Origin of the sequence: Pedobacter agri, from assembly GCF_032678665.1 — a bacterium.
Taxonomy (GTDB): Bacteria; Bacteroidota; Bacteroidia; order Sphingobacteriales; family Sphingobacteriaceae; genus Pedobacter; species Pedobacter agri_A.
Window position 1 is genome coordinate 415,110 of sequence record NZ_JAVTSH010000004.1, and the last position, 18,604, is coordinate 433,713.

Below are 18,604 nucleotides of genomic sequence, written 5' to 3' on the forward strand. Positions count from 1 at the left end.
GAGTTACTTTTTGGTAGGCTTGATATCAGAAAAATCGACGCCACATTTGCAGTTTCCACCGCAACCATCTTTTTTTACCTGTAAAGATTTGTAAACCAAACGGCCAACATATACCAATGCAACCGCAAAAAGTAAAAAGACTAAAATCGTTTGCGTATCCATAAAGCAAATATAAGTTGATTTTACTGTTGTGATTTCAGTTAAATGTAAAAAGGCTTACAGAATTTGTCATTCTGAGAATGACAATTGGTTATTGCTCCATAAAGCCAACCGTTCCACCCACCCAATCGAAATCGGCATTGTAGCGTACACCAATCATTTTGCCTTTACTAAGCCTTGCTAAATTGATACAAAGCTGGGGTTCGCCGCCATCCGGCCACAAATACATCATCCTGATTTCCGCTTTAACGCCACCATCAGGCGATTGCACAGCAGGTTCATAATTCACTTTTCGCTGTAAAATCCAATTCTCAGGGTCAGGAATATTATTGATATCTGATTCAGTAACATCGATAATCACGCCCATGCCAGCAAAAGAAAACAATGGTTTTAAAACATAATTTTCCAGATCTGCAGGAATGCTTTCTACCTGATTTAGGAAGCGAGTTTCCGGAACAAACTCGCTGTTTAAAAAAGGCATAGTGTATTTGCTGATTCGGTAGAACCAGTTCGGATGGGTGACCCATTCAATGTCTAATTCCTCCCGCGGGTCGAAACTGTCATTAAAAATTTCACTATTTTCCGCAACTTCATCAAAAATCAAGCGATTATAAATTCTTTTTAATTGAACGAGCTTGCCATCTTCTTCATAAAATAATTGCTGACCAACTTTCTTAATATCTTCCAATGCTAAAATTTTAATGCCAAGCATTTTCCGTGTGACAAAAAAGTCGATAGCTGTTTTTTGGTTTGGTGCATCAACATCCATTAAAGCTACTTCATGAGGTTGGTGTTCACCGATAATAACTTCTTTAAAAAGTTTAATATATTGCTCCTCATCAAAACCATTAAGGAAATGGCTGGTGGAATGATCAATCTCGAAACACTTCCTGAAAGTATTTGATAGATGAATCTGAAAGCCATAAAGTGATGGAAATCCCTGCATTTCGATAAGCATCGGTGTTAGTTCACCTGCTTCATTTTTACAGATGCCGAAATCGAATGTTAAAAAATGTGGTTGTGCATTTTCATTTGGAACATTCCAATCGGGTGGAATGGATTTCTGCGTCAGCTCCTTAAAATTTGGCTGTTTAATTAAATTTACGATTTCCTCACCTGCCGCAATTAACTTTTCTTTTAGCGCTTTAGGTACGAAAACAGGAGTTTCTGCTACGCGAAAAGGAATTTCAGGGTATCCATTTTCAAGCTCAAGCATGAAGTTTTCATATTTTTCCTTGGTGAATTGCTGGTTATATTTTTGACGTTGAGCGGGTATCATAAAAGTTGTTCTTTTAATAAGACCGTCATTGCGAGGCACGAAGCAATGACGACTGCCTAAACATTAATAAAATTGAAAGGTTTACGCCTCCTGCAAATTCCCTGCTGCTTTATTTAAAAAATTCGGTAAAATAACGCTTTGGGTTAATACAATTCTGGCCGGATCATCGAGGCTGTTAAGCATATCCAAATATTTTGCCTCTCCGTGTAAATCTACAATGGCTTTCTTTTTTTCATCCTGAAGCAAATACATTTTCATGCCAACAGGATCGGCTTCAGGGTGGAACTGTGTGCCGATTATTTCATCAGAGAAACGGATAGACATCATACAGCGTTCTAAATTTACGTGCTTACGCTCTTTTTCTATAGCCAAAAGTTTAGCGCCTTTTGCTTCAAAAGCAGCAAAATCAGGCGCTATTACTTGCCAGTCTCTGCTATCAACAGAGAAAAACGGATTAGTGATGCCGCTAAATATTTCGTCATTTTCACCATCTTCCGTTAATGTAATCGGGAAAATTCCAAACGCATTTGAACGCCTTTCGGTAACATTTCCTAAGGCGTATTTTCTACAAGCCAGCTGAAATGAATGGCAAATTAAAAATGCATATTTCTTTTGATCGCTGTTTGCACTATTGAAGGCCTCAATCTGATCCAATAAGTTAAAAAAATCGTTCTCCCATTTTTCTCCTTCGCTTTCAACCGGACTGCCTGGGCCACCGCTTGAAATATAAGCATCGTACTCAATGCCTGGTATTTCACCTTTCTGCCTTAAATCGAAAATATCGAAAGAAAGGTTGATGTTATTGTCGTTTTTAAACCGGGATAAAATTTCCTGAATTCCCCGCATACCCTGATTAGGTGCGCCGTTATTCATATCAATAACGGCGACCTTTAAACCTCTTTTATCCATGATAAAAATTACTTTGCGCCTATAAGTGTTTGAGTAGTAATGTAGTCTACTACCGATTCAAAGTTACCAGTTTGTTGGTAAACTGCCAACTGCCTGTCTGCGCCGGTGCCATGCTCCAATATCTTATGAACGTAATTCAGATCATTTCTGCAGCCTAAATCGTCTACTACATCATCCACAAAATCAAGTAATTCTAAAATCAGGTTTCTGCAATTCACTTCCATTTCTTTTCCGAAATCGATTAAATTTCCATCAATTCCGTATCGGGCAGCACGCCATTTGTTTTCATTAATTAAGGCTCTTGAATAACTGATGAATTCCATATTCTGCAAACGAAGTTTATATAATTTTGCACACAGCGCCTGAAATAGTGCTGTAAAAGCCATGGTTTCATCAATTAACATTGGGCAATCGCAAATGCGGAACTCAACAGTATCGAAAAAGGGATGCACACGAATATCCCACCAAATTTTCTTCGCATTATCCATGCAATTGGTTTTGATGAGTAGTTTAACGTAATTGTCGTAATCTTCGATGCTATTAAAAATATCTGGAATACCTGTACGCGGAAACTTATCAAAAATTTTAGTCCTGAAAGATTTATAACCCGTATTTCTCGATTCCCAGAAAGGAGAATTGGTTGATAAAGCAAATACGTGTGGCAAAAAATACCTAACCTGATTGGCGATATGTATGGCCAATTCGCGTGACTGGAAACCTACGTGTACGTGTAAGCCAAAAATTAGATTTGAGCGAGCTGCCTCCTGCAGCTCGTTTACAATTTCATTATAACGGGGATGTTCTGTGATTAACTGTTTTTCCCAATGTGAAAATGGGTGTGTTCCGGCTGCACCGATTCTTAAACCTTGCTCACCGGCAAGCTGAGAAACGGTATATCTCAACTGAGAGATTTCTTTGCGGGCCTCTTCTGTTGTTTTGCAAATGCCAGTGCCAACCTCAACAACGGCCTGGTGCATTTCTGCTTTAACCTGATCTTTATGGATCTTTTGAGCAGCCTCTACAATTTTTTGGTCATGCGAGGTAAGTTCCCTGGTAACGGGATCAATTACCATGTACTCTTCCTCTATGCCAAGCGTGAATTCATTCATTCTAGTAATATTTGGTTATAATCCCTTTTTATTTTATTGGCTTTTTCTTTGCAACTGGTTTGGTTTCTGTCTTTGGTTCAGCTTTTGGTTTTGCTGGTGCTTTCTCAACTTTTGCCTTAGGTGCCTCTGCCTTCGCTGCTGCCGCTTTTGGAGCCTCAACTTTTGGCACTTCGGTTTTTGGTGTAGCCGCTTTGGTCGTAGTTTTTGCAATTAAGGGTTTACCTGCCACCGATGCTTTAATATATTCGCCCCAGGTTAAATTATCCTGACCAGGTTTTTGCGCTTTTGCTCGCTCAATAGCATAATTCGCGGTAGTTTCCACTACCCAGTCAAAATTCTCTTGTCCAACACTTTTAATGTCGGCATCAGGGGCTGGATTACAAAAATCGATGGCGATAGGCACACCATCCCGAACCGCAAATTCTACGGTATTAAAATCGTAACCCAAGTACTGACATAATTTTAATGTATATTCTTCAACCGTTTTCAGCAATTTAGGATCTGGCGTTTTGCCATCAACCGCATAACGCAAATGGTGCGGATTACGTGGCTCATATTGCATAATGCGAACATGTTTTCCGCCGATGCAGTAGCATCTAAAATATTCATCAAAAATAATTTCTTCCTGCAAAAGCATCACCAGTTGTTCCGTTCCGCTATGTTTATCAAAAAAATCTTCTTTATCATGTAGTTTATATACATCTCTCCATCCGCCACCATCGTAAGGTTTCATATAAGCCGGGAAACCCACATAATCAAAAATCGCATCCCAGTTTAAGGGCATGGTTAGGTTTGAAAAGGATTCGCCAGTTGTTCCTGTTGGATGTTGACGTGAGGGAATTAAAGCTGTTTTCGGAACCGGAACCCCAATCTGTTCAGCCAATGCGTTGTTAAAAAACTTTTCATCAGCACTCCACCAAAATGGGTTATTAATTACAGCTGTTCCGGTAATGGCAGCATTTTTTAGAGATGCCCGGTAAAAAGGTACATCCTGTGAAATACGGTCGATAATTACCGCATAATCAAGCGGTGTGTTTTGAAGTATCTTCTCTATTTTAACTGCTTCAGCACTAATGCCTTTTTCTGCTTTTTGATTAATTCTTTCTACAACGGCCTCAGGAAAAGAGCGCTCCTGGCCAAATAAAATCCCTATTTTTTTCATTGGTACTTTTTTGTTTAAATGTGTAACTGCTTAATCATATCACTGATTAATTGTTTTATTATTTAATTGTTTGAGTGTTAATTCGATTTAATTCATTCATGAAATTATAGCTGAGCAATGTAATTAGGAAACATTTCCCTCCAGATTGGCCAATCGTGATCGGCATTTTGGCGAATATCCAGCCAATGATTTATGCCTTTTTGAGCTAAAATACCCGATAATCTTTCGTTATCAGGCCTGCACATATCTCTATCGGTGGTGCCCAAAACAATTTTCATATAATGGAGTTCCGGATTACTGTTATTCATCAGGTTATCAACAGGATTGTTGAAATAAACATCATCATTATAGAAACCGTCTAACTGCCCGGTAATGTCAAATGCGCCACTCATGCTAAACATGTGGCTCACCAACCAGGGGTGCCGAAAAGCAAAATTAGCCGCATGGTATCCGCCGAAACTACAGCCAGCAGTAATAATTTTGCTATGGCCTGTTTCATGTCTGGCTAAAGGTGCAACTTCCTCCAGTAGATACTTATCGTACCAAATGTGATTTTTTACTCTATCTGCGGGATGTATGCTTTTGTTGTACCAGCTTAATTTATCAATACCATCAGGGCAATAAATCTTAATTTTTCCTTCGTTGATAAATCCTTCTACAGCATCTATCAATTTGAAATCTTTGTTTTCGAAATATCGTCCCATACTCGTTGGGAACAGCAGAATAGGGATACCGCCGTGACCAAAGATGAGCATGTCGATTTCAGCACTTAAATTCGGGCTGTACCACTTTTTATGTTCTTCTTTAACCATATATAAAATTGAATGCTTTAAGATAGATATTAAATTGAATAAAAAGAATCTAATCCTTTTAAAATGTAGCATCATGCAAAAATCTGTTGCTGATAATTAATAGTTTATCAAGATTTGTACCTTTGCAAAAAATTTGAGGCTGTGGCGAGCGATACGAGGATTTGAACATGATGTACACAACAATTTTATCAGTAAACATTAATACCAGCAATTTTAAAATACCTTCTGCTTATTTAAAGCGTGAAGTTGAAATAGATATATATGCCCCTGAAGGCATTTTAGGTAATGAAAAAATTGAACTTCTTTTACTAAATGATGGTCAGGATATAGCCAAAATGGATTTTGCGAAAATCCTTCAGGATGCACATCATAACAAAAGAAATCACAGGTTAATTGTTATCGCAATTAAAGCTTCCGATGAACGGTTAATGGAATATGGCGTAGCAGGTGTTCCAGATTTTAAAGGAAGGGGCGCCAAAGCCGATTTGTATACGGATTTTGTGATTAAAGAACTTTTGCCCTTTGTTAAAAAGAAAATTGCAATGCCAATTACAGGCAGGGTTGCCTTTGCAGGTTTTTCATTGGGTGGTTTATCTGCTTTTGACATCGCTTGGAATAATCCTTCTGTATTTGATGCCATTGGTGTTTTTTCTGGTGCTTTCTGGTGGCGAAAGAAGGATTTGGCCGATGGTTATACCGATGCAGACCGGATCATTCATTCACTGATCGACTCAACTTCGACCAAGCCAGATATGAAATTCTGGCTAATGACAGGAACAGAAGATGAAAAGGCAGACCGTAACAAAAATTTGATTATCGATTCTATTGATGATACCATTGATGTGGTAAAGGCACTTTTCAATAAAGGTTACAAACGCCCGGAAAATATTTTTTACTTTGAAAAAGTTGGCGGAAAACACGATGTTCCTACCTGGGAAAGCGTAATGCCCGCATTTCTGGATTGGGCTTTTGAAGTTTAGATTGATCAGAGCCAGTTTCTCATCTTTAGGGAGAGTTTCTTTGCGCCGATTTCATTCAAATGATCGCCATCATAAAAATCACTTTTATGAAAAGAGGTGTCTTGAAGCAAATTAAAATACCTGGTTTTGGGATGAAGTTTGCTCATTAAACGGGCAACAGACAAGGTTTTATTCAGCTGAACCTTATTTAAATGAGAAACGTAAGATTGATATGCAGGACTTGTAAATAAAATTACCCGGATATTTCGATGCGTGGCAAATGAAATCATTTCGTTTAGAAGGGCTATATTTTCCGCTAAATGTGCATTGCTTTTAACGCTATGTCTTGCTGCGGCCACATTTCCACTTTTCTCCAGGTCGCGATGCACCTTCGAACTATAATCTACACCCCAGCCCAATTGATTACAGTGAATATCGTTTCGGTTTTTAAGATAATAGCCATACAATCTCCTTAAGTTTACTTCGAACTTATTCGTTAACAGTTCTGCATGGTTAAAAACCTGATGATCGCGATACACATCATAATAAATTTTATAATTTTTTGCCCGCCAGGAGTCAGTTCCATTTTCTAACCGAATGTAAAGCGAAAAGTAATCAATAGGAATTACGATATATTGAAGATTTGCCCAGCTATCTTTATATTTTTTTAAGATCTCGAAATCATAATCTAAAGATTGCGAAACATGTCCTGCGTTAAAACTTGATTGAATGTAGCTCGGATTGATGCCATAATAGGCATGAGAGCTGCCCAGGAAAAGAACCTTGAGCTCTTTAGCATGCTGATCGAGATAGTTCTTTTTATAATTGTAATCATTAGGGATTTTACGGATCAGGATTTCCGTTAGCACGCTAATAAATACAATTGGAAAAAGAAATAAGGCTAAAAATGCAGTGAATTTTCTCATCATCAAAATTGGAAATAAATAAATTGCTGTTCTGCTCCTGCGTAAAAGAAAATGGCCAGTATGATGGTGTAATAAAGTCCCCATCGAAGTGGTTTTGGCCATTTAAAGGCAAAATTGGCGATGGCATATTGCTGCGTTCGGCCATTCCATTCCAATAAGATAAACAGAAGAAGCCACAAAAACAGCGGCAAAGGCAAAACCGTGGGCATAGTAAATAACGATGCAGAGGCGATGGTGGAAATAAACTCAAATGCGTGTTGTACTGAATTTGAACGGAAAAATATCCATGCAAATACTGTTAGCCCAAAAGTTAACAGCATTGCCCAAAAATCTTTAAAAGAGGGTAGCGTTTTGCCCTCAGCAACTGTACCTAGGTTCGATCTGTTGGTATCAAATATAATGGCGGGCATAATGTACAAGGCATTTAGAAGTCCCCAGATGATGAAAGTCCAGTTGGCACCATGCCAAAAACCGCTTACTAAAAAAATGATAAAAGTATTTCGAACTTTTATCCAATTGCCACCTTTGCTGCCACCCAGGGGAATATATAGGTAGTCTCGGAACCAGGATGAAAGCGAAATATGCCACCTTCGCCAAAATTCAGCAATGTCTCTCGAAAAATATGGATAAGCAAAATTTCTAAGTAATTCTACGCCGAAAAGTCTTGCGGTACCTAAAGCAATATCTGAATAGCCAGAAAAATCACCATAAATTTGAAAGGCAAAAAATATAGCGCCAAGCAATAGTGTACTGCCATTATAGTTTCCAGAATGATTAAAAATATCGTTCGCGTAAAAAGCGCATTGATCGGCAATAACTATTTTCTTGAACAAACCCCATAATATCTGCCTTAAACCATCAATCGCTTTGCTGTAGTCAAATGATCGGGCTTTTTTTATTTGTGGCAGAAGGTGTGTTGCCCTTTCAATGGGGCCAGCAACCAAAAGCGGGAAAAAACTTACAAAAAGCGAATAATCGATAAAGTTTCGTTCCGCTTTAATTCTGCTTTTGTAAATATCAATTACATAAGATAATCCGTGAAAAGTATAAAAAGAAATGCCAACGGGTAAAATTACTTTTAGTGTCCACGGATTAACCTGAAAACCAAAATTAGCCACCGCTTGCGCAAATGAGTCGGCAAAAAAATTGTAATATTTAAAAACACCTAAAAAGCCCAGGTTAACGATAATGCTTAGCCAAAACCAGAATTTCTTCATTCGCCGATTTTGGCTGTCAAACATTTTTAATCCGGTAAAATAATCAAGTAAGGTTGAAAATATCAATAGAAACAAAAACCGCCACTCCCAGCAGGCATAAAAAAAGTAGCTTGCACCATGCAAAAGTATATTTTGAAGTTTAAGGCGTTCTTTTCCAATGAGCCAATATAAAAGGAATACTATTGGAAGAAACAGCGCAAAATTGAACGAATTAAAGAGCATGACGATTTAGCTTTAATTATTAATCTTTGTATGGCTGATTAAATTTAATGCTTTATGCGCTCTGATGTGATGCGAAACAGAAGTTGTACATCGAATTGGATATTTTGTAAAGATCTGATAAGCAATTTTAAAATGCTAATAACACTGCTTTACTTGTATTTCATGAAAATTGGCGTATCGAAGATCGTCCATAAACAAGCCTTTTGGTTACTGGCTTTTAATCCGTTATTTGCCCAGGTGTTACAAGTTTTAAATATGCTGTAACTGCCTATCGCATCATAGAAAGCATCTGCCTGGTCGTAATGGATACTGGTTTCAATATGGATGAAATGTCCGTTTTGATCTTTGCTAAAACTCGCAGAAATATACTTTACCAATTGCTGGTATTGTGCTTTACTGATGTGTAGTTTTTTACAAGACTGATCTTCTCTAATAGTTTTGTAAAACGTTGTGTGCATTGCAGACTGGCTTAAACCAGAAATGGCCCGCAACGCTGTGCTTATTTTTAAATCTGAAAATTCAGGCGTTTCCAGATAAAATTTTTTATCGCCCCAACCAATAGCTAAAAAGATATAACTGCTATCGGCGGCTAGTGTATTGTTATACCTAATCTCTTGTGTCCAATCTTTTTGAGTCGTTTTCGCCGGAACCACAATATCTGTATGAATGCCATTGCTCATAATGTAAATAGCAATTTCCTCTTTATTATGAGGATGCGGATTTACCGTTATGTGCGAAAGACAGTATGCAGATAAAAAGTAAAGACCTATGAGCATTATAAATGCAATGGTAAACTTTTTTGTATATTTTAAAAATCTTTTACTCATCGTTATTAATACGAAAACATCTACCAGGTAACCCGATAGATGTTTTCGTTGATTTACGGCTATATTAATCTTATTGACTTCGACTTAAGCTAACGTTTAAACACTAAAATCTAATAAACCGACTTTTTTATTATAAATTTCTCACCATTTTCTTTTGTTACCGCAAGTTCCTCAAGTTTAAGTTGCGTTAAATACCATGCAGAAAATTCGCATCTATTTGCAAAACTATTGGCTTTGCGATTGTTGATTTCGGATATGCTTTCGCCTATTTTCAAAGCCACCGCAGTATGGTTGATGGCGCCATTTAAAGATACCACCTCTATGCTGTTATTATCATTAAAATAAAACCCTGCATCAAAAGTGGTATTCTTTTGTGGGATAACATGATTTGGCTGTAGCCAATACTTCAATTCGGTATTGTTGAGGATAACTTCGGTAAAATTCTTTTTTATAAAGAACAATCCAATCTTATTATGTGTATTTGGCATTGCATTAATTTTAAAATTATCAAATGTACCCTCGCCAAAATTTACTTGATTAACATAAAATGAGCTGGTTTCTTTACCTACCGAAATAGAATTTACACCCATCGAAAAACTTTTGCTCAGATATATATCGGTTGGTTTTATTTTACTGATAATTTGCTTCGTTGTTTTATCTGCCATGTTCATGGTACAGTTACCAGTGTAGCCAAAATCTATTAGTATATTTTCTATTGGTGTGCCCGCGATTGTTAAGTTAGAAAAATGTCTGTTGCCAATTATTTTTATTGGCATTAAACTCATGCTTGCTTTTGGCTGGAACGGTGTTTTGGAAATATAAACCATGCTTTTTGTAAAATCGAATTTCCAGTTTAGCAGGTTAATCACATCGCCGCCTAACAAATAGATTTTGCCACATTTTAAAACAGACATATCTGCCACCACGCTATTAATGTTTGTAAATTGATGCGAGCCAATATTTAGCGAGCTAATTTTTGCCTTGCCAATTTTTGCAAAATTCTTTTGACTATCTCTAATATTTTTTGAGCCCGATATTTCAATTTTTGAATCGCTTACGTTATCGCTATTTAACAAACCCAAGCTGGCGCCGGTGTCAAAAGCAAAATCAGTTTTAACACCGTTTAAATAGCCATCAAAAATTAGTAATCCTTTTTCGGTACTAAAAGTAAGGCTGTCTGTTTGAGTGTTTTGTGCAAAAGTTATTTTAATGAGTAGGGATAAAAGGATTAAAAATGTTATTTTCTTCATGTTTTATATTTTATTATACGACGTAGATGTTTAATTTTTAATAAAGGTTGCAAGCTGGTTATTAAAATTATACGCTTAGGTGTTGGAAAAACGTGGCTTTCTTGCACTGCCCTTTGTGATTAAACCCGATGGCAACGGCAGCCCCCAATTTTTTAATGAGGGCTAAAATGAACAGCGGGGCCGAACCAAACCAAAAAGCTACAGCCATTGCTTTTCTAGTTAAAAATGAGATAATTGCAACGTAATCATAGTATTAAATAGTGAAACGTATAGTAGAAATCCCATTTTTAAACACTATCTTTGCGCCAAATTTATAGGCGCATTTTATGCAAAAGATTAGAAATATAGCTATTATAGCACACGTTGACCACGGTAAAACCACATTGGTTGATAAAATTTTACACTCTTGTTCTGTTTTTCGTGATAACGAACAAAAAGGAGAATTGATATTGGATAACAACGATTTAGAGCGTGAACGTGGGATCACTATCGTATCTAAAAACGTATCAGTACAATACAAAGACGTAAAAATTAACATTATCGATACTCCTGGTCACGCGGATTTTGGCGGTGAGGTAGAGCGTGTATTAAAAATGGCTGATGGTGTACTTTTACTTTGCGATGCTTTTGAAGGTGCAATGCCTCAAACACGTTTCGTAACACAAAAGGCTTTGGCTTTAGGTTTAAAACCAATTGTGGTTGTAAACAAAGTAGATAAAGAAAACTGTCGCCCTGAAGAGGTTTACGAGCAAATTTTCGAATTGTTCTTCAACCTTGAAGCAACTGAAGAGCAATTGGATTTCCCGGTTATTTACGGTTCATCTAAACAAGGATGGATGAGTACTGACTGGCAAAAACCAACTAAAGATATTTTCGCATTGTTAGATGCGGTTGTGGCTAACATTCCACCTGCACCAATTAATGATGGCACTTTACAAATGCAAATTACTTCGTTAGATTATTCATCTTTCGTAGGACGTATTGCAATTGGCCGTGTTCACCGTGGTTCAATTAAAGAAAACCAACCAGTTACTTTAATTAAACGCGATGGCAAAATTGTTAAAACAAGAGTAAAAGAACTTTATACTTTCGAAGGTTTAGGAAAAATCCGTACCACAGAAGTAAGCTCGGGCGATATTTGTGCGGTTGTAGGTATTGATGGTTTTGATATTGGTGATACCATCGCTGATTTCGATGCACCAGAACAATTGCCAGTAATTAGCATCGATGAGCCAACGATGAACATGTTGTTCACCATCAATAACTCACCTTTCTTCGGTAAAGAAGGTAAATTGGTTACTTCTCAACGTATTAAAGATCGTTTGATGAAGGAAATGGAGAAAAACCTTGCCTTAAAAGTTGTTGAAACTCAAGGTGCAGATTCATGGTTGGTATATGGTCGTGGTATTCTCCATTTATCAGTATTGATCGAAACGATGCGTCGTGAAGGTTATGAGTTACAGGTTGGTCAGCCGCAGGTTATTGTTAAAGAAATCGATGGTAAAAAACATGAGCCGGTAGAAACTTTAATTGTTGATGTACCTGCAGAAGTTTCTGGTAAAGTAATCGAATTGGTAACTCAGCGTAAAGGTGAGTTGTTAATTATGGAGCCAAAAGGCGATTTACAACACTTAGAATTCGAAATTCCATCTCGTGGTATTATCGGCTTACGTAACAACGTATTAACTGCTACTGCTGGTGAGGCAATTATGGCACACCGTTTCAAAGCTTACGAGCCTTGGAAAGGTACAATCCCAGGTCGTTTAAATGGCGTATTAATCTCTATGGATAAAGGTACAACTACCGCTTATTCAATTGATAAATTACAAGATAGAGGCCGTTTCTTTGTAGATCCGGGAGTTGATATTTACGAAGGACAAATTTTGGGCGAGCACATCCGTGATAACGATTTAGTAATCAACATCGTTAAAGGAAAAGCTTTAACCAACATGCGTGCTTCTGGTACTGATGATAACACCCGTATTGCTCCAGCAATTAAATTCTCTTTAGAAGAATCTATGGAGTATATCCAGGCTGATGAGTACATTGAGGTTACACCGCAAAGCATGCGTTTACGTAAAATTTTCTTAACGGAGCAATTACGTAAAGCAAACGGAAGTAAAAACTAATAACCCCTAAATCTCCTAAAGAGATTTTAAATACATACAGCCCATTTCTTAATTGAGATGGGCTTTTTTGTTTTACCTCACCCTTTGAAAGCAAACAATTGATGAGGATTTTGTGCTTTTCCTCCCTTAACAAGTGGGATTTTAGCCTGTGATTTAATGCTTTGCAGTTTTCTTTTACTACTTAAGACATCTAAGGTAAAATTGCAGCCCTTTTATTGCTTGTTTAAGATTACTACCTTTTCCTTTCCCTCTCTTAAAGGAGAGGCATTACAGTTAATTTGCCAGAGCAGATAGTTTAATAGGGAGAGGTTTTTTCTTAAATTTCTTAGATGATTTGTATTTGAAAAGCAAATCCATCACTTTTTTTAACGTCACTCCTTCTTTCCGCTAAATCTTTTTGGCTGTCCTTCGACAAGCTCAGGATGGCAGCCCAAAAAGGATACCGCTGCAATAAGGTTTAATTAAAATTAGCCTGTGCAGTAAATCTGCATTTCCTGGCAAAGCCTATGGAAAAATTAATCGCTCAATCGATTTTCTGTCAGCATTTTTTCATAAACATTTTAGGAGTAAAAATCTAACATTTCCGTGGCACTTGGTTTTTATCGCGAGATTAATTTTGTGAGATACCGACTAATCAGACTTCATTTATGATTAATAAGAGCCTATCCTTTATAGGGATATTTTTATTAAACACACTTTCTCTTTTACCACTATTTCTACTTTATAGATTAGCTGATGCTTTTTATTTAGTGATTTTTTACGTTTTTAAATATCGTAGAAAAGTGGTGAAGGAGAATTTATACCATGCCTTTCCCAGTAAGAGCGCTGCGGAACTTAATGCTATCGAAAAGGACTATTACAAGTTTCTTTCTTCCTTGTTTGTAGAGATCATAAAAATGAAAAGTATCTCGAAAAAAGAACTTAATAAAAGGGTAAAATTTAAGAATGCTGATTTGGTTGAAGCCTATTTGCAAAACAATGAGAGTGTGCTTTTTTGCTCCTCACATTATGGTAATTATGAATGGGTTTGCATGGCGATAGGCCTTAATTTTTCTGGTCAGCATTATCCTATCTATAAACCATTAAGCAGCGCCGCTTTCGATCAATGGTTTTTAACCATGCGAAGTAAATTTGGGAACAATATGGTAGCCATGCGCCAAACCTTAAGGGCTATACAAGCCAGCAAAAACACGGCAAGTATGTTTACCTTTGGTAGCGACCAGGCACCTTCAAAAGAAGAATCTATCTATTGGACTCGCTTTTTAAACCAGGAAACGTCAGTTCAACTCGGGATAGAAAAGATTGCAAAGAAAACGAACAGGCCAGTTTTTTACTTGAAAATTAACTATCTGGAAAGAGGCTATTACGAGGTAGATTGTGTTCCGATTTGCCTGCAGCCTGATCAAACCAGGCAATTTGAAATTACCGAAGCCCACACTCATTTTCTTGAAGAAATGATCGAAGAGAAACCAGCCTATTGGTTGTGGAGTCACCGCAGATGGAAATATAAGCCAGAAAATAAAATAATTACTTTTGCAGAAAATAAAGACAATATTTCTGCCAGCTTGGCTTAACTTATTTATTAAAACTAGAAATTTCCATAAAAATTTTGGTGTTTCTCTGTTTATTTTTGAATACAATTAATCTGATATGATTAAAAAGGGGATTTCCCAATTGGGAATATTTTTTTTAGGCGTATTATCTTTACTGCCCTTATCTATTTTATACACATTGGCCGATGGTGTTTATGTGTTAATTTATTATGTTTTAGGCTACCGAAAAAAGGTGGTTCGCGAAAATTTGCTGCGGGCTTTGCCAGAAAAATCCCGATCTGAGATAGAAGCCATCGAACAAAAATTTTTTAGATACCTGGCCTCACTCATTTTTGAAATATTAAAAATGAATAACATCTCCAAAAAAGAAATTAATAAAAGGTATGTTTTTAAAAATAAGGAGCTTGTACAAGCCTATTTAGATCGGGGTGAAAGCATATTGGTTTGTTCGGCACATTATGGCAATTGGGAGTGGGGAACCATGGGCATCGGACTCAATTTCCAAGCCGATCATTATCCAATTTATAAGCCTTTGAGCAACGCTATTTTCGATAATTGGTTTAAAAAAGTAAGGAGCCGTTTCGGAAACGAATTAATCGCCATGCGGCAAACCATGCGGGCTTTGGCAGCGAGTAAAGGGAAACCCAGCATTTTTAGTTTTGGAAACGATCAGGCGCCATCAAAAGATGAATCGCACTATTGGACTACCTTTTTGCATCAACAGGCATCTATTCAGCTTGGTATTGAAAAAATCGCTAAGAAAACCAATCAGCCTATATTTTATTTCAAAGTTAAGGTGTTAAAGCGAGGTTACTATGAAGTAGATTGTGTTCCGCTATGCTTAAACCCAGCAGAAACCCAGGAGTTCGAAATCACAGAAATGCATACCCGCTATCTCGAAGAAATTATTAGGGAGAAACCTGAATATTGGTTATGGAGCCACCGCCGCTGGAAATATCAGCCCAGAACTAAAACAAGTGTTTTTTCCAAAAAGCAAGATCATCAAGAGGTCTAATATTTTATATTTGTCGGCATAATCAATACCCGATGAAAATTTTTAAAAGAGCGATAACCTGTTTTTTCCTATTCATTGTTTTGCTCTTTGCGGGTTTATTTATCTGGCATCCTTACCTGATGCGTGTGCTGTGGTACCGCACTCCGGATGCCATTACTTACAAGGCTTTTCCACAAGATATTGTACGTAAAAGTAGTACTGCCTTTCATTTCTTTCATGCCAGCAAAACGAGGAACGACCTCGATACTTTAACCGTTCGCGATGGTAATAAAAAACTCATTCCATTTTCCGAATATTTTAAGCAAGGGAAGTTAAATGCATTTATTGTGATTCGTAATGACACTATTTTGTATGAAAAATATAGCGTTAATTATTCAGACAGTACTTTAACAACGATATTTTCAGGTGCAAAAAGTATGGTTTCGATTATGCTTGGGCAAGCTTTGGCAACAGGAAAAATCAAAAGTTTAAACGATAAGGTAACAGCTTATCTTCCCGAATTAAAATCTAATCCTGCTTTTGAACACATCACATTGAAAAATCTTCTGGAAATGAAATCGGGTTTAGAATTTCAAGTTGCTTTAGGCGGAATTGTTAAAGCATTTTTTTCAGATGAGGCCAAATATTATTATACACATGATATGAAAGCTGAGCTGATGAAAGTTAAACTGGTGAATAAACCCGGCACCGTATGGAAATACAAAAGCATTGACCCGATAGTTTTAGGCTGGGTTTTAGAAAAGGCCTGTGGCAAATCTGTTGCTCGTATTTTCGAAGAAAGTATCTGGCAACAAATAGGTGCAGAATATGCTGCTTCTTTCGGACTGGACCACCCAGGTGGCTTGGCCAACACTGCAAGTCGGTTTCAGGTTACTGCCATTGATCTTGCCAAAATCGGTCGGTTGTATCTTCACCATGGAAAATTTAATAACAATCAAATTGTTCCATTAAATTGGGTAAAACAGTCTGTTAATATTGGTGATGAAAAACCAGCTTCGGCGAAAGGCTGGCAAAGATCAGCCCATCATTACCTCTGGTGGATTCCTCAGGAAGGTGATAACGGAGATTATGCTGCGGAAGGAATGTTGGGCCAGAGGCTTTATGTAGATCCAAAAACTAATACAATCATTGTTCAATTCGCTAACCATGGCGCAGGCGACTATCCGTATCGTAAAATAAGCAGGTATTTGGCGGGATTGCCTTTCAGTTACCCAAAAAATTGATTTAACCGTAAAGAGCGCAAAGAAATATTCGCAAAGAACGCAGAGTTTAACGTTTAGCTTAGCGCTCTTTGCGCTTGCTTTTAATTTCTTTGCGGTTAAATTTTTAAAATGCTACATTGCTATCAATGGAAAACGAAGACGTAAAAATCCTTAAAAAGAAACCGATTTTTCCGGTTACGCCGGCACTACAAAAATATTTGCGTACTTACCAGCGTGAGGCGAAATTACCTATTGGTTATAACGATTTAATGCAATTTAACGAAGCTTTTCCTTTGATGGATAAGTTTGGAAAGGATTCGCTTTGGGAAGGACCAATTTATGCACAAGATTTAATCGAAACGTTGCATAATGGCTTAAAAGAAATTTATGCCAACCTAAAAGCTTCAGGAAATCTTCGTATTGTAGAACATAAATACATCGATAAAATTGAATATTGTACGTTTGGAAACACACATCCTTTTCGGATTAGAATTGTCAACCGCTTAAATGATGTTTACGATTATTTCTACATTAAAAAAGCTGATGCCTCCCGTATTTATGGTTTAGAAATGGAAGAGATTTTATCGCCAAATCAGGTAAATTATTTGGTTGATGGCGATACCTTGGTTGAAGAACATATTGCCGGAATACCAGGTGATGTTTTCACCAAAGGACAATTGTATACACCAGAATTCAACCCCACACGTATCGCAAAAGAATTTGTAAAATTTAACGAGCGCTGCTTAATTATGCTTCTTGGCGATATGCGGGCATATAATTTTGTGGTTCAGATCACCCCTGATTTTGATGATATTCAATTTCGAATTAGGGCGATTGACTTCGATCAGCAATTTTATGAAGGAAATTTAAAGGTGTATTTGCCTCAGTTTTTTAAAGAGAATTTGCCTTATGTAAAAATGAGCATGGAACAGCTCACGGAAAAAACCGTTCTGCAATATCAACAGGAAGAACGTTCATCAATTGTTCATCGGGTTCGAAGTGAGCGACATCGTTTAACCGATCTTCGGGATGTATCGAACAAAGAGGAGTTAACTACTCCGGAAAACATCGCCATTTTAAAACAAAGTATGAGCGAATATTTTAAGGATACAAATTATTTGAGGTGCAAAAACATGACGGATATTATCGAACTGAATATCAAAAATATCATTCGCCAGGTTAAGCTATAAATGAAAACGGTTGACAAATTGCCAACCGTTTCTTTGAGTGAATTTAGAAAGAGCGTTCAAAACGTTTAGGCGTGTTGTCCCTCGTGTACACCTTCTGCAAATTCCTCAACAATTTTATCATTAAATGCCGGTAAGTCTTTTGGTGTTCGGCTCGTTACCAAACCCTGATCTACCACTACCTCTTCGTCACTCCAAATTGCACCAGCATTAATTAAATCTTGCGAAATGTTCTTCACTGATGTAAGTTTTCTGCCTTGAACAACTTCTGCATTGATTAATGTTTGCGGTCCGTGGCAAATCGCTGCAACAGGTTTACCATCGCTAAAAAATGACTTCACAAACGTTATAGCATCTTCATTTACACGTAACTGGTCTGGATTAATTACGCCTCCTGGAAGAAGCAATCCATTGTAATCATCAGCATTTGCTTCTGAAATTGTTTTATCTACCTCCACATCTATCGACCAATGGTCATGATCCCAGGCTTTAATTTTTCCACTTTTTGAGGAGATGATGTGAACGGTTGCACCCTCTTCTTTTAACCTTTTTACTGGCTCGGTTAATTCTACTTCTTCAAATCCGCTTTCTGAAAGAACAGCAATAGTGCGGTTACTTAATTGTCCCATAATCTTTTTCTGTTTTTAATAAGTATATATTAAAGACAGAATTATTGGAAAATTTGTT

At 37.2% G+C, this 18,604-nt stretch carries 17 protein-coding genes; 6 read left to right on the plus strand and 11 right to left on the minus strand.

Going from position 1 to position 18,604, the window contains the following annotated elements:
- Positions 1 to 3 precede the first annotated feature (3 nt).
- The 6 genes from R2Q70_RS11135 to R2Q70_RS11160 all read right to left on the minus strand — a co-directional run bounded on the left by R2Q70_RS11135 (position 4) and on the right by R2Q70_RS11160 (position 5,430).
- Positions 4 to 162, minus strand: a complete 159-nt coding sequence (locus R2Q70_RS11135) for a FeoB-associated Cys-rich membrane protein (RefSeq protein WP_010599727.1) — start codon at positions 160 to 162, stop codon at positions 4 to 6.
- A gap of 88 nt (positions 163 to 250) precedes the next feature.
- Positions 251 to 1,438 (minus strand): hypothetical protein, encoded by a 1,188-nt coding sequence (locus tag R2Q70_RS11140; RefSeq protein WP_316807650.1) that lies wholly within the window; start codon positions 1,436 to 1,438, stop codon positions 251 to 253.
- Between the two features lie 81 nt (positions 1,439 to 1,519).
- On the minus strand, positions 1,520 to 2,347 hold the full coding sequence (locus tag R2Q70_RS11145; protein ID WP_316807651.1) for a glutamine amidotransferase-related protein: 828 nt from the start codon (positions 2,345 to 2,347) through the stop codon (positions 1,520 to 1,522).
- 8 nt (positions 2,348 to 2,355) lie between these two features.
- Positions 2,356 to 3,456 carry a carboxylate-amine ligase gene (locus R2Q70_RS11150; protein ID WP_010599724.1) on the minus strand — a complete coding sequence of 367 codons (1,101 nt, stop codon included), beginning with the start codon at positions 3,454 to 3,456 and terminating at the stop codon, positions 2,356 to 2,358.
- A 28-nt stretch (positions 3,457 to 3,484) separates the two neighbouring features.
- A complete protein-coding gene (locus tag R2Q70_RS11155) occupies positions 3,485 to 4,618 on the minus strand; it encodes a hypothetical protein (RefSeq protein WP_316807652.1) in 1,134 nt (377 codons plus the stop codon).
- Positions 4,619 to 4,722: 104 nt separating this feature from the next.
- Entirely contained in the window at positions 4,723 to 5,430 is a 708-nt protein-coding gene (locus R2Q70_RS11160) for an esterase family protein (protein WP_316807653.1), read from the minus strand.
- Positions 5,431 to 5,597: 167 nt separating this feature from the next.
- On the opposite strand from R2Q70_RS11160, the gene R2Q70_RS11165 reads away from it, so the two are divergent.
- Positions 5,598 to 6,410, plus strand: a complete 813-nt coding sequence (locus R2Q70_RS11165) for an alpha/beta hydrolase (protein WP_316807654.1) — start codon at positions 5,598 to 5,600, stop codon at positions 6,408 to 6,410.
- A 5-nt stretch (positions 6,411 to 6,415) separates the two neighbouring features.
- Here R2Q70_RS11165 and R2Q70_RS11170 read toward each other — a convergent pair whose 3' ends face one another.
- The 4 genes from R2Q70_RS11170 to R2Q70_RS11185 form a co-directional block, all read right to left on the minus strand.
- Positions 6,416 to 7,318, minus strand: a complete 903-nt coding sequence (locus R2Q70_RS11170; protein WP_316807655.1) for a hypothetical protein — start codon at positions 7,316 to 7,318, stop codon at positions 6,416 to 6,418.
- Entirely contained in the window at positions 7,318 to 8,532 is a 1,215-nt protein-coding gene (locus R2Q70_RS11175; RefSeq protein ID WP_316807656.1) for an MBOAT family O-acyltransferase, read from the minus strand. The genes R2Q70_RS11170 and R2Q70_RS11175 overlap by 1 nt, the downstream gene beginning before the upstream one ends.
- A gap of 371 nt (positions 8,533 to 8,903) precedes the next feature.
- Complete coding sequence (locus R2Q70_RS11180) at positions 8,904 to 9,581, minus strand: TIGR02117 family protein (protein ID WP_316807657.1); 678 nt, start codon at positions 9,579 to 9,581, stop codon at positions 8,904 to 8,906.
- Between the two features lie 110 nt (positions 9,582 to 9,691).
- Positions 9,692 to 10,831 carry a retropepsin-like aspartic protease gene (locus R2Q70_RS11185; RefSeq protein WP_316807658.1) on the minus strand — a complete coding sequence of 380 codons (1,140 nt, stop codon included), beginning with the start codon at positions 10,829 to 10,831 and terminating at the stop codon, positions 9,692 to 9,694.
- Positions 10,832 to 11,157: 326 nt separating this feature from the next.
- Between R2Q70_RS11185 and typA the strand changes: the two genes are divergently transcribed.
- From typA to R2Q70_RS11210, 5 genes are all read left to right on the plus strand, one after another.
- Positions 11,158 to 12,960, plus strand: a complete 1,803-nt coding sequence (gene typA / locus R2Q70_RS11190; RefSeq protein ID WP_316807659.1) for a translational GTPase TypA — start codon at positions 11,158 to 11,160, stop codon at positions 12,958 to 12,960.
- 647 nt (positions 12,961 to 13,607) lie between these two features.
- A complete protein-coding gene (locus tag R2Q70_RS11195; RefSeq protein ID WP_316807660.1) occupies positions 13,608 to 14,534 on the plus strand; it encodes a lysophospholipid acyltransferase family protein in 927 nt (308 codons plus the stop codon).
- 76 nt (positions 14,535 to 14,610) lie between these two features.
- A complete protein-coding gene (locus R2Q70_RS11200) occupies positions 14,611 to 15,528 on the plus strand; it encodes a lysophospholipid acyltransferase family protein (RefSeq protein ID WP_316807661.1) in 918 nt (305 codons plus the stop codon).
- Between the two features lie 32 nt (positions 15,529 to 15,560).
- Positions 15,561 to 16,751: a serine hydrolase gene (locus R2Q70_RS11205; protein ID WP_316807662.1), complete on the plus strand. Its 1,191-nt coding sequence runs from the start codon at positions 15,561 to 15,563 to the stop codon at positions 16,749 to 16,751.
- A 125-nt stretch (positions 16,752 to 16,876) separates the two neighbouring features.
- Positions 16,877 to 17,920 carry a hypothetical protein gene (locus R2Q70_RS11210; RefSeq protein WP_316807663.1) on the plus strand — a complete coding sequence of 348 codons (1,044 nt, stop codon included), beginning with the start codon at positions 16,877 to 16,879 and terminating at the stop codon, positions 17,918 to 17,920.
- A 65-nt stretch (positions 17,921 to 17,985) separates the two neighbouring features.
- Here R2Q70_RS11210 and R2Q70_RS11215 read toward each other — a convergent pair whose 3' ends face one another.
- Entirely contained in the window at positions 17,986 to 18,546 is a 561-nt protein-coding gene (locus tag R2Q70_RS11215; RefSeq protein ID WP_316807664.1) for a type 1 glutamine amidotransferase domain-containing protein, read from the minus strand.
- Positions 18,547 to 18,604: the final 58 nt, after the last annotated feature.

Bases quoted from the DNA above. Each gene is read 5' to 3' on its own strand.
- R2Q70_RS11140 (WP_316807650.1), bottom strand. From the start codon at position 1,438: ATGATACCCGCTCAACGTCAAAAATATAACCAGCAATTCACCAAGGAA.
- R2Q70_RS11180 (WP_316807657.1), bottom strand. From the start codon at position 9,581: ATGAGTAAAAGATTTTTAAAATATACAAAAAAGTTTACCATTGCATTT.
- R2Q70_RS11200 (WP_316807661.1), top strand. From the start codon at position 14,611: ATGATTAAAAAGGGGATTTCCCAATTGGGAATATTTTTTTTAGGCGTA.
- R2Q70_RS11135 (WP_010599727.1), bottom strand. From the start codon at position 162: ATGGATACGCAAACGATTTTAGTCTTTTTACTTTTTGCGGTTGCATTG.
- R2Q70_RS11170 (WP_316807655.1), bottom strand. From the start codon at position 7,318: ATGATGAGAAAATTCACTGCATTTTTAGCCTTATTTCTTTTTCCAATT.
- R2Q70_RS11205 (WP_316807662.1), top strand. From the start codon at position 15,561: ATGAAAATTTTTAAAAGAGCGATAACCTGTTTTTTCCTATTCATTGTT.
- R2Q70_RS11150 (WP_010599724.1), bottom strand. From the start codon at position 3,456: ATGAATGAATTCACGCTTGGCATAGAGGAAGAGTACATGGTAATTGAT.
- R2Q70_RS11195 (WP_316807660.1), top strand. From the start codon at position 13,608: ATGATTAATAAGAGCCTATCCTTTATAGGGATATTTTTATTAAACACA.
- R2Q70_RS11160 (WP_316807653.1), bottom strand. From the start codon at position 5,430: ATGGTTAAAGAAGAACATAAAAAGTGGTACAGCCCGAATTTAAGTGCT.
- R2Q70_RS11215 (WP_316807664.1), bottom strand. From the start codon at position 18,546: ATGGGACAATTAAGTAACCGCACTATTGCTGTTCTTTCAGAAAGCGGA.
- typA (WP_316807659.1), top strand. From the start codon at position 11,158: ATGCAAAAGATTAGAAATATAGCTATTATAGCACACGTTGACCACGGT.
- R2Q70_RS11210 (WP_316807663.1), top strand. From the start codon at position 16,877: ATGGAAAACGAAGACGTAAAAATCCTTAAAAAGAAACCGATTTTTCCG.
- R2Q70_RS11175 (WP_316807656.1), bottom strand. From the start codon at position 8,532: ATGAAGAAATTCTGGTTTTGGCTAAGCATTATCGTTAACCTGGGCTTT.
- R2Q70_RS11155 (WP_316807652.1), bottom strand. From the start codon at position 4,618: ATGAAAAAAATAGGGATTTTATTTGGCCAGGAGCGCTCTTTTCCTGAG.
- R2Q70_RS11185 (WP_316807658.1), bottom strand. From the start codon at position 10,831: ATGAAGAAAATAACATTTTTAATCCTTTTATCCCTACTCATTAAAATA.
- R2Q70_RS11165 (WP_316807654.1), top strand. From the start codon at position 5,598: ATGATGTACACAACAATTTTATCAGTAAACATTAATACCAGCAATTTT.
- R2Q70_RS11145 (WP_316807651.1), bottom strand. From the start codon at position 2,347: ATGGATAAAAGAGGTTTAAAGGTCGCCGTTATTGATATGAATAACGGC.